This window comes from Methylobacterium sp. HMF5984 (assembly GCF_045033435.1).
In the GTDB taxonomy this organism is placed as follows: Bacteria; Pseudomonadota; Alphaproteobacteria; order Rhizobiales; family Beijerinckiaceae; genus Methylobacterium.
In genome coordinates this window covers 4,878,027-4,886,832 of sequence record NZ_JBJFLN010000001.1, presented here as the reverse complement: position 1 = coordinate 4,886,832, position 8,806 = coordinate 4,878,027, and the positions used below count along the sequence as shown (strand labels likewise).

General features: G+C 72.7%; 15 protein-coding genes. 10 read left to right on the top strand and 5 right to left on the bottom strand.

Translation table 11 applies throughout. From position 1 onward, the window contains the following. Positions 1-138 precede the first annotated feature (138 nt). Positions 139-630, top strand: a complete 492-nt coding sequence (locus ACFZ8E_RS23750; protein ID WP_187274773.1) for a hypothetical protein — start codon at positions 139-141, stop codon at positions 628-630. Between the two features lie 55 nt (positions 631-685). Continuing rightward, a complete protein-coding gene (locus ACFZ8E_RS23745; RefSeq protein WP_187275424.1) occupies positions 686-1,264 on the top strand; it encodes a TetR/AcrR family transcriptional regulator in 579 nt (192 codons plus the stop codon). A 155-nt stretch (positions 1,265-1,419) separates the two neighbouring features. Here the strand turns inward: ACFZ8E_RS23745 and ACFZ8E_RS23740 are convergent, their stop codons facing one another. The 3 genes from ACFZ8E_RS23740 to ACFZ8E_RS23730 form a co-directional block, all read right to left on the bottom strand. Continuing rightward, positions 1,420-1,626 (bottom strand): hypothetical protein, encoded by a 207-nt coding sequence (locus ACFZ8E_RS23740; RefSeq protein ID WP_147727098.1) that lies wholly within the window; start codon positions 1,624-1,626, stop codon positions 1,420-1,422. 82 nt (positions 1,627-1,708) lie between these two features. After that, positions 1,709-3,109, bottom strand: coding sequence for an MFS transporter (locus ACFZ8E_RS23735; protein ID WP_243950817.1), 1,401 nt, complete (start codon positions 3,107-3,109; stop codon positions 1,709-1,711). A 238-nt stretch (positions 3,110-3,347) separates the two neighbouring features. Continuing rightward, the gene (locus tag ACFZ8E_RS23730; protein WP_243950815.1) at positions 3,348-3,677 is read right to left on the bottom strand and encodes a hypothetical protein; all 330 of its coding nucleotides are present in this window, start codon (positions 3,675-3,677) and stop codon (positions 3,348-3,350) included. 187 nt (positions 3,678-3,864) lie between these two features. On the opposite strand from ACFZ8E_RS23730, the gene ACFZ8E_RS23725 reads away from it, so the two are divergent. From ACFZ8E_RS23725 to ACFZ8E_RS23700, 6 genes are all read left to right on the top strand, one after another. Further along, on the top strand, positions 3,865-4,035 hold the full coding sequence (locus ACFZ8E_RS23725; protein ID WP_187274771.1) for a hypothetical protein: 171 nt from the start codon (positions 3,865-3,867) through the stop codon (positions 4,033-4,035). Positions 4,036-4,143: 108 nt separating this feature from the next. Continuing rightward, the gene (locus tag ACFZ8E_RS23720; RefSeq protein ID WP_243950813.1) at positions 4,144-4,392 is read left to right on the top strand and encodes a hypothetical protein; all 249 of its coding nucleotides are present in this window, start codon (positions 4,144-4,146) and stop codon (positions 4,390-4,392) included. 142 nt (positions 4,393-4,534) lie between these two features. Beyond that, a complete protein-coding gene (locus ACFZ8E_RS23715) occupies positions 4,535-4,840 on the top strand; it encodes a hypothetical protein (protein WP_243932636.1) in 306 nt (101 codons plus the stop codon). 194 nt (positions 4,841-5,034) lie between these two features. Beyond that, positions 5,035-5,790, top strand: a complete 756-nt coding sequence (locus tag ACFZ8E_RS23710) for a histidine phosphatase family protein (RefSeq protein ID WP_243988892.1) — start codon at positions 5,035-5,037, stop codon at positions 5,788-5,790. A gap of 40 nt (positions 5,791-5,830) precedes the next feature. Beyond that, positions 5,831-6,715, top strand: a complete 885-nt coding sequence (locus ACFZ8E_RS23705; protein ID WP_243950809.1) for an NAD(P)H-hydrate dehydratase — start codon at positions 5,831-5,833, stop codon at positions 6,713-6,715. Between the two features lie 40 nt (positions 6,716-6,755). After that, positions 6,756-6,932: a ribosome modulation factor gene (locus ACFZ8E_RS23700; protein ID WP_147729007.1), complete on the top strand. Its 177-nt coding sequence runs from the start codon at positions 6,756-6,758 to the stop codon at positions 6,930-6,932. Positions 6,933-7,143: 211 nt separating this feature from the next. Here ACFZ8E_RS23700 and ACFZ8E_RS23695 read toward each other — a convergent pair whose 3' ends face one another. Further along, positions 7,144-7,833 carry an SDR family NAD(P)-dependent oxidoreductase gene (locus ACFZ8E_RS23695; protein ID WP_147729006.1) on the bottom strand — a complete coding sequence of 230 codons (690 nt, stop codon included), beginning with the start codon at positions 7,831-7,833 and terminating at the stop codon, positions 7,144-7,146. Between the two features lie 224 nt (positions 7,834-8,057). Here ACFZ8E_RS23695 and ACFZ8E_RS23690 point away from each other — a divergent pair, with 224 nt between their 5' ends. Next, entirely contained in the window at positions 8,058-8,276 is a 219-nt protein-coding gene (locus ACFZ8E_RS23690) for a hypothetical protein (protein WP_147729005.1), read from the top strand. Positions 8,277-8,292: 16 nt separating this feature from the next. Next, on the top strand, positions 8,293-8,472 hold the full coding sequence (locus ACFZ8E_RS23685; RefSeq protein WP_243950808.1) for a hypothetical protein: 180 nt from the start codon (positions 8,293-8,295) through the stop codon (positions 8,470-8,472). A gap of 31 nt (positions 8,473-8,503) precedes the next feature. Here ACFZ8E_RS23685 and ACFZ8E_RS23680 read toward each other — a convergent pair whose 3' ends face one another. Beyond that, positions 8,504-8,800, bottom strand: a complete 297-nt coding sequence (locus ACFZ8E_RS23680; RefSeq protein ID WP_243950806.1) for a hypothetical protein — start codon at positions 8,798-8,800, stop codon at positions 8,504-8,506. Between the last annotated feature and the right edge of the window lie 6 nt (positions 8,801-8,806).

The window sequence follows — 8,806 nt, the reverse complement described above, 5'->3', positions numbered from 1 at the left end:
GGCGATCCCGATGACCCAAGGCCGCCGCTTCCTGCGCGCGCGCTCGTCCGCTCCCTTGTCGTCTCCGTCCGATTTCTTGCCGCCGCGGTCGTCCCGGTCCTTCGCGTCGCCGCCCTTCCGATCATCGTCGTCCTGCCGATGGTCGTCTCGCCCATCGTGGTCTTGCCGATCGTCGTCGCCGTGCCGATCGTCGTCGCCTTGCCGCTCGCGGGCCTGCCAGCCCTCGGAGCGGTGGTCGCGCGCGTCGCGGCTGCGACGGGGATCTCCGTGATCCCGCTCGTCCGCGTACGGCTCCTCGTCCCTGCCGTCGCGGGGCCGATCCCGGACGACGCGCAACGCATCGCGGGCGGGGCGACGGCGGTCGTCGGCATCGCGGGCTGGCCCGCCCTGCCGGGGCGGCGAGCCGACGTCGAGCAGGTCGCGTCGACTCCGCGACGGCCTGGACAGGCCGGACGAGGTGCTTGCATCGACGTCACGCATGGAATGAATGCAAACCTTTCGTCCCACCGCACGTTCAGCGAGACGGCGTGGGCGATCGTCCGTACGGTGCGGCGAGTTATCCGAACCGAACGTTTCGTTTCTACCCTCAATCTGGATGGTGATGTCAAGCGAAACGAACGGTTCGGCTGATGGCTCTCGGATTCGTGTGCCGCGCGGATCGCGCCGTCGCGAGGAGATCGCCGCTGTGGCGGAGCGCGTGTTCCTTCAGCACGGGTTCTCGGACACCACGATGAAGATGGTGGCGAACGAGGCCGGGGCCTCGACCGAGACGCTCTATCGCCATTTCGGCTCGAAGGACGACCTGTTCATCGAGGTCGTGAGCAACCGGACGCGCGATCTCAGGCAGCGGATCGAGACCGATCTCGGGAGCAAGGGCCCGCTCCCGGCGGTGCTCCGGGCCTTCGGCACGAACCTCTACGGCGCGATGATCATGCCCGAGATGACGGCGCTCGCCCGCATCATCGTCGCCGAGGTCCAGCGCAACCCGGCCCTCGGCGAGGCGTTCTACGCGATGGCGCCGGGCCGCACGCAGCGGCACCTGACCGACTACCTCGAGGCGGCCCGGCGCGACGGCGCGTTCATCGGCGACGACCCGTTGCTCGCCGCGACCATGTTCATCGGGTTGATCATCGGGAAGGTGGTTCCGGTGTGCCTGTTCATCCCCCACAAGGACGACGGCAGCCGCGCCGACATGGAACGGCACGTGGACGAGGCCGTCCGCATCTTCCTCGCCGTGTATCAGGCGGCGCGCCCCGCAGCGTGACGTGGGCCGGCTTCGTAGGCCCCGCGCTCAGCGCAGGAACCGACGGCGCGCCGGGGCGGCGACGAGGATCGCCGCCGGGCCGAGGGCGGCCGCGAGCATCACCACGAAGCCCAGCGTGATCATCGCAAGACCGTCGCCGGACGAGCGCGCCGGCGTCACGGGCGCGGCCGGACGTGGAGGAAGCTGCGCTCCCCCGTCGCCGCCTCGGTCACGTGCTGGATCGCGTCGAGGAGGTCCGCCATCCGCTTCGGCGCCGAGGCGGGCATCAGGCGGCCGGCATCTACGCGCCGGGTGTCGGTCCGGCCGGCGGCGATCTGCGCCTGGCTCAGGGCATCGAAGTCGCGGCTGGGGCGTCGCTTCATGGCGGTGTCTCTCCTCGGGACACCGTGGCCGGCGCGTGGTTGATGAAGCGTTAACGCGGCGCCGAGGTCCGGCCCCGCAGCCTCACGCCGGTCTCGCCGTGTCCTCGGGGGCGACGGCGAGCCGGAGGAAGCTGACGACGCTCGCGACGGCGGCGAAGGCGCCGCCGAGCCCCAGGGCGAGCGCCGGCCCATGCGCATCCGCGATCGCGAAGCAGGCGGCGACGAGCGCGGCGCCCATGGTCTGGCCGAGGAGACGGGAGGTGGCGACGATGCCGCTTGCCCCGCCCGATCGCGCCGGCGGCGCGCTCGTCATGATGGCGCGCAGGTTCGGCGCCTGGAAGAAGCCGAAGCCCGCGCCGCAGATCGCCATGCGCCAGCCGATGTCGAGGACGGTCGGGCTCGCCGGCAGGGCGGCGAGCAGCCCCATGCCGACGGCGAGTCCGGCGAGCCCGATCCCGCCGAGCAGGCCCGGCGGGTAGCGGTCCGAGAGGCGCCCGGCCAGGGGAGCCATCAGCGCGACCACGACGGGCCACGGCGTCATCAGGAAGCCGGTCTCGACCTGCGTGCGCCCGAGCGTGTGCTGGAACAGGAAGGGCAGCGAGACGAAGGCGAGCCCCTGCGCCGCGAACGAGCACACCGAGGTCGTGGCGGAGAGGGCGAACAGCGGGCGCCGGAGGAGGTCGGCGGCCAGCATCGGCGCAGGATGCCCTGCCTGCCGCCGCAGCAGCAGCAGGAAGCAGGCGACCGAGCCGGCGGCCTCCGCCAGGATGCGCCAGAGCGGCCCCTCGTGCGCGGCCTCGCCGAGGCCGAGCACGAGCAGGGCGAAGGCGGACGCGTTGAGCAGCGAGCCGACCCCATCGAAGCGGTGGCCGGAGCGGCCGGTCTCCGGCAGCGCGGTCCAGGCCAGCACCAGGGCGGCGAGCCCGATCGGCACGTTGACGGCGAAGAGCCACGGCCACGGCGCCGCGACGAGAATCAGCGAGGCGACGGTCGGGCCGACCGCGAAGCCGACGCCGACCACGAAGGCGTTGAGGCCGACGCCGCGCCCGAGCTGGTGGGCCGGATAGATGAAGCGGATGAGGGCGATGTTGACCGCCATCAGGGCGCTCGCGCCGACGCCCTGGAGCACGCGGGCCGCAACGAGCGTCGGCAGCGACCAGGCCAGCGCGCAGACGAGCGAGGCGCCGGTGAACAGGATCAGCCCGCCGACGTAGATCCGCTGCTGGCCGACGATCTCGCCCAGCGCCGCGATCGGCAGCAGCGTCGCCACCACCGCGAGCTGGTACGCGTTGACGATCCACACCGAGGCGCCGGGATCGACCCCGAGATCGGCGGCGATGGTCGGCAGCGCGGTGTTGGCGATGGCGGTGTCGAGCGTCGCCAGCGCGACGCCGGTGAGCACCGCCACCATCGCCCGCCCGCGCTGGGCCGGAGGCAGGCCGTGATGGGTCGGCGTGCTCGACGGTGCGGGCGGAGGGGACATCGTGGGCTGGGGCTCGCGGCGGCAACGCGTGCTGCATGCGGCCATGGCGGGGATGCTGGCAAGTGCGCCGGCAAGCGCAACCACACGGCGTTGCTACGCTCCAGGTGCATATCTGCATCGGGCCGACCGCGCCGTCGGCGAACCGGCGGCCGCCGTCGACCCTACGCGACTCTCCGGCCGGGCTTGGCGAGATCGCCTCCGCTAGGCCGTCGTGCCGGCCGACCGCGTCGTCGGAGGCTCAGCAGCTCAACCGCCGGCCTTCGCGCCGGCCGAACACCCGGTAATGCGCCGCGCCCGAATCCACCTGCCCGCGGCTCACCGCGCGGCGAACGTCGGGGTTGCAGCGAAGGTACTCGGCCTCGTCGAACCCGAAACCGCCGCGGCCGCCGCCGCGGCCGCGGTCGTCGTAGCCCCGGTCGCGATCGCGGTAGCGGTCGTCGCGGCCGCCATACCCGGATTCGCGCTCGCCGTAGCCGTAGTCCCGGCCGCCGTAGGGCTGGGACAAGGCCGGCGCGACCGATCCGGCGATCGTCAGGCCCACCACCATCACCGTGCAAAGCGTCTTCATCGATCCACTCCCGTCGCTGGCACTTGCAACGGCGTGCGAAGGCTTTGGTTCACATCGGCTCGGAGCGCGCTGCGCCCGGGACTTCGCGACCCGCGGCATGTTGCATCGCCTGCCGAACGTCGAGGACCGACCGGTCCGATGTCGCGTTGCCCCCGCATCACCCCTTCGGATCGCGAGGAAGATCGACATGGCACAACCCACCTTTCCCGACAGGCCGGGCCACGGCGCCAACAGCGTCGAGCATCGCATCGGCCAGGACGTGGACGGCGTCGACCAGCTCAGCAGCGTCGTCCTGATGGGCCTCGCGATCGGCGGCGCGGCGCTGGCGCTGATCCTGGTGCACTTCCTGATCGGCTGAGGCGGGCCGGCTGGCACCTTCTCAACCGGAAGGCGAGGAACGATCGGATCGTGGCCGTGGTTTCACGCCGTGGCACCGACCCGGTGCGGCAGCAAGGATCCGGCACCGATGACCAAGACCCGTCTCACAGCCTCTGCGATCGCGGCCGCGGCCTTCGGCGCCGTCCTGATGTCGGCCGGCGCCGTCTCCGCCGCGACGCCGGCGCCCGCGCCGAGCCTCGTCCAGCCCGAGGCCCCGACCGTGCAGGTGCGGATGACGCGCCGCTCGATGATGCGCCACCACACCATGCGGCGCCACATGATGCGCCGTGGCGGCGGACGGACGATCAGCACGAAGCTCGGTGCCAGGACGCGCTGAAGGCGCCTTTGAAGACGCGCCGATCGAAGCCCGACGATCGAGGGGCCCGGCCGGGGAAATCCAGGCCGGCTTTCTCGTGTGGAACGGAGACGGCGCAAGCTGGTTCTTCAGCAGAGTTTGGTAATCCACCGGAGGAAACACATTGTCTTTCAAGTCGATCACGCTCGCGTCCGCGTTCGTCCTGACCATGGGCACTGCCGCCTTCGCCCAGGGCGGAGCCTCCGACGGCGGCCCCGGCAGCCCGGGCGCCGGGCCGTCGGCCGGCGGCACGATCAGTGAGGGGTCGGCCGCGGGCCGGTCGTCCACCACCACCGGCACCGTCCCGAACGCAGGCACCACCGCGCCGAGCGCCACCACGGCGCCCGTCGCGCCCGGTGCCGCCGGCAACGGTGCGGGCCCGAGCGCGGGCGGCACCGTCAACAGCGGCAGCGCCCCGACCGCGAAGTAGGCTTCGCGACGACGGCACGTCGTTCAGCCCGCCCGGTTCGCCGCGGCGGGCTTCTTCGTGCGCTCGCCCGCCCTGCCGGCATCGCGCCCAAGGGCGGGGCGATGCGATCCCGCGTCGTCGCCGTGTCTCGCGCGCGACGACGCCGTATGACGAGACCTGCGCCGACCGGACCGGTGGACGCGCTGGAGATCCCCGTGCCGCACAGACAGCCGCTTCACCTCTGGATCGTGCGCCACGGCGAGAGCGCCGGCAACGTCGCCCGCGATGCGGCGCAGGCCTCGGGCGCGGCGCGGATCGACATTCCCGAACGCGACGTGGACGTGCCGCTGAGCCCGCTCGGCCACCGGCAGGCCGAGGCGCTCGGCCGCTGGTTCGCGAGCCTGCCCGAGGACCAGCGTCCGAACCTCGTCCTGGCCTCGCCCTACCGCCGCGCGGTCGAGACCGCCGAGGGGATCCGCGCCGCCGGTGCGCTGGCCGCGGACACCCCGCCGCTCCTCGTCGACGAGCGCCTGCGCGAGAAGGAGTTCGGGATCCTCGACCGGCTTACGCGCGCCGGAATCGAGCAGCTGCACCCGGAGCAGGCGGCGCTGCGCAGCGACCTCGGCAAGTTCTACCACCGGCCGCCCGGCGGCGAGAGCTGGTGCGACGTCATCCTGCGCCTGCGCGGCGCGCTCGACACGATGGCCCTGCACTACGAAGGCCAGCGCATCCTCCTCGTCGCCCACCAGGTGGTCGTCCTGTGCCTGCGCTACCTCCTGGAGAACATGACCGAGGGGGAGATCCTGGCGATCGACGCCGAGGGCGACATCGCCAATTGCGGGGTCACTGAGTACGTCCCCTCTGCGCGCGCCACACCCGGTGGTGCCCTCGACCTGATCCGCTACAACTTCGTCGCACCCCTTGAGGCACAGGGCGCCACCGTTACCTCCGAACCCGACACCAAGAGCTGAGCGACCGTCAGACCCTTGGGGCAAGGACCGGAGGGAAGCCATGAGCGCCGTCACACCGCTGACCGAGTACGTGCTCCGCGGCATGGCCCCTCCCGATCCGGACGGCGACAGCAAGGATGGGCGCGGCTGCGTACTGATCGTAGCGGGCTGCACGGCGCTGCCGGGCGCCGTCCTGCTCGGCGCCAACGCGGCGATGCGCGTCGGGGCGGGAAAGCTGCAGATCGGCGTCTGCCGCGACCTCGCGATCCCGATCGGGATCGCCGTGCCGGAAGCCCTGGTGATCGGCCTGGCACAGACCGAGGCCGGCGGCATCGGGCGTGCCTGCGCCGACGATCTCGCGCAGCGGGCCGGCGCGAGCGACGCGATCCTGTGCGGGCCGGGGATGAGCGAGGACGCGGACACGGAAGCCGTGGTCGCCGCGCTCGTCCGCGGGGCGGACACGGCAGCCATCGTCCTGGATGCCGGGGCGCTCGCCGCGTTGCGCGCCGATCCGGACCTGACGCGCCGCCTGCCCAAGCCGGCGATCATCACCCCGCACGCGGGCGAGATGGCCAAGCTGCTGGACATCGACCGCGAGGCCGTCGAAGCCGACCCGCTGGCGGCGGCCCGCCGGGCCACCGAGCGCTTCGGGACGATCACGGTGATGAAGGGCGGCCGGACGCAGGTCGTCTCCCCCAACGGCCGCGCCTGGTGCTACGAGATGGGGCATGTCGGGCTGGCGATCTCGGGATCGGGCGACACGCTGGCGGGCCTCATCGTCGGCCTGCTCGCGCGCGGAACCGAGCCCGAAGCCGCGGCCCTTTGGAGCGTCTACGCCCACGGCGAGGCGGGCCGCCGGCTGGCGCGCCGCTACGGCGGAATCGGCTTCCTCGCCCGCGAGCTTCCGGCGGAGGTGCCGTGCATCCTCGCCGAGGTGATGACTTAAGCCGCGGCACCGCCGCCCTACGCATACGGGAGAGCCATCGATGTCGGAGCCGCCGGACGACAACCTGGACCACTACGCGCTCGGCTTCTACGCGCCGGGCAAGAACCTCCGCCGCGAAGACTGCCCCTATGCCGAGGGCATGGCGGCCCACGACCAATGGCTGGCCGGGTACGACGCGGCGGTCCGCGGCGACAGGCTGGACGATCGTCCCGCGTGACGCGCCTTTACGGATCGCCTTAGTTCGGGCGGCGGTTTGCTTTTCGGGCCCGAAGCGTCTCGACGCAGGGCATCGGTCCGAACGATCGCCTCCGACCGGCGCACGGCTCCGGCGGGAATCGTTCGAAGCCGGAGGGATGGCCTGTCCGGCGTTGCGATCGCGCCGCGCCGCCGAAGACGGACCTCGATCCGGCGGCGTTGAGTTCGAGGGGCTACCAGGGCACGACCTCCCCGGCATGGTCGAGGAAGACGCAGCCGGATCCCCCGAGGCGACCTTCCAGGACGGCCACCATGCCCCGCGCGCTGGTCTCGACGTCGAGCGTCGCCCGCCGGCCGCCGAGATCCGTGCGGACCCAGCCCGGATGCATCAGCACGACGCCCCAATCGGCCTTGGCGTGCTGCCCGGCGAAGGAGCGGGCCAGGGTGTTGAGCGCCGCCTTGCTCGCCCGGTAGCTGCTCCAGCCGCCGCCGCGGTTCAGCGACACCGAGCCGAGCTTCGACGTCATCAGGACGACGAGACCGCCCGGTGCGACGCGCTTGTGGAAGGCCTCCGCGAAACGGATCGGGCTGAGGGCGTTCGTCTCGAACACCGCCGTCGCGACCGCGCGCGGCATCGCCGCGGCCGGCGTGCCGGCCTGCGTCGCGACGCCCGCGACCACGAAGACGAGATCGAAGGCCGGAGCCTCCGCCAGCCGCGTGCGTAGGGCGGTCACCGCCGCATCGTCGTCGATGTCCACGCCCGTCTCGATCCGCAGCGTGCCGGCGCTCGCGAGCTCGGACAGGGCGGCCGACGGCCGGCGCACGGTGGCCGTCACCGCCCAGCCGCGCTCGAGGAACCGGGCGACGAGACCGAGGCCGAGCCCGCGGGAGGCGCCGACGATCAGCGCGCGGCGCGCACTCATCGCGCGCCTGCCCGGGCGCCCCGGAAGGACGTCGCCGGGCACGGCGAAGCGGGGCTTGGCCCGTCGCTTGCGCGGGCACCGGGACGGGCGGGGCGGGACAGGGGCATCGCCTCAAGATAGCCCCCGCGGGCGGCCCGTCGAGAAACCGGTTTGTCGCGTGCGATCCGGAGCGGATGGCGCCGGCTCGCGTTGACCCCACGACCCCGCCCTTCAGGACAGCCACGATGCATGCGACACGACTCGCGGAGACCGAGGCGACTCTCGCCCAGACCGATCGGGTCTGGCGAACCGAGGTGAGCCGCCTCTACGGTCCCGAGGGCGTCCTCCGTTTCGGCTACGGCCCGGAAGGGCGCGGCGCCGACGGCTCGCCCGTCCGGCGTGCCTACGAGGCGCGGCGTGCCGCGGTGGCGTCCTGGCGCCACGAGCGGCGGCCGCCGGGCTAGGTCCGGCAGCCCGGCCATGTCGCCTGCGATGGCCTCGATCCTCGGCCTGTGGTCGGCCTACTGGGCGGCGATGTTCGCCCAGATCGCCCACCTGCGTTCCCTCGACGACGGCGTCGGCGCGATAACGTGCGGCCGGGTCGCGCGAAGCCTCCTCATCGTCGGCGTCGCGTTCTTTCTGGTCGCGAAGGGCGGCTAGAACGTGCGCTGCTCCGGTCGAAAGGACGGCGTCAGGCGTCGTCTTCCGGGGCGAAGACCTCGCCGACCTCCGCCAGGCGGACGTTGGCCGCGTCGGTCGGGAGATGCAGCAGCCCGCGGTACTCCGCGAGCAGGCGACGCATCTCCCGGTCGGCGGCAGGGGCGTCGGCCGGCACCGGCGAGGTCGTATCGCAGCGGTCGACGAGCTCCGCCGTCCTCCGGTCGACGGCAGCCCGATCGGATGGGCTCAGCCCGGCGAGCCCGTCGAACCCGAGATCGCGGGCGACGAGGGCCGCGATCTCCTCCCGCTTCGTGTCCAGGTCCGACATCGCCGC

Bases quoted from the DNA above. Each gene is read 5' to 3' on its own strand.
- ACFZ8E_RS23750 (WP_187274773.1), top strand. From the start codon at position 139: ATGGTCGTCTCGCCCATCGTGGTCTTGCCGATCGTCGTCGCCGTGCCG.
- ACFZ8E_RS23740 (WP_147727098.1), bottom strand. From the start codon at position 1,626: ATGAAGCGACGCCCCAGCCGCGACTTCGATGCCCTGAGCCAGGCGCAG.
- ACFZ8E_RS23735 (WP_243950817.1), bottom strand. From the start codon at position 3,109: ATGTCCCCTCCGCCCGCACCGTCGAGCACGCCGACCCATCACGGCCTG.
- ACFZ8E_RS23730 (WP_243950815.1), bottom strand. From the start codon at position 3,677: ATGAAGACGCTTTGCACGGTGATGGTGGTGGGCCTGACGATCGCCGGA.
- ACFZ8E_RS23725 (WP_187274771.1), top strand. From the start codon at position 3,865: ATGGCACAACCCACCTTTCCCGACAGGCCGGGCCACGGCGCCAACAGC.
- ACFZ8E_RS23720 (WP_243950813.1), top strand. From the start codon at position 4,144: ATGACCAAGACCCGTCTCACAGCCTCTGCGATCGCGGCCGCGGCCTTC.
- ACFZ8E_RS23705 (WP_243950809.1), top strand. From the start codon at position 5,831: ATGAGCGCCGTCACACCGCTGACCGAGTACGTGCTCCGCGGCATGGCC.
- ACFZ8E_RS23700 (WP_147729007.1), top strand. From the start codon at position 6,756: ATGTCGGAGCCGCCGGACGACAACCTGGACCACTACGCGCTCGGCTTC.
- ACFZ8E_RS23695 (WP_147729006.1), bottom strand. From the start codon at position 7,833: ATGAGTGCGCGCCGCGCGCTGATCGTCGGCGCCTCCCGCGGGCTCGGC.
- ACFZ8E_RS23690 (WP_147729005.1), top strand. From the start codon at position 8,058: ATGCATGCGACACGACTCGCGGAGACCGAGGCGACTCTCGCCCAGACC.
- ACFZ8E_RS23685 (WP_243950808.1), top strand. From the start codon at position 8,293: ATGTCGCCTGCGATGGCCTCGATCCTCGGCCTGTGGTCGGCCTACTGG.
- ACFZ8E_RS23680 (WP_243950806.1), bottom strand. From the start codon at position 8,800: ATGTCGGACCTGGACACGAAGCGGGAGGAGATCGCGGCCCTCGTCGCC.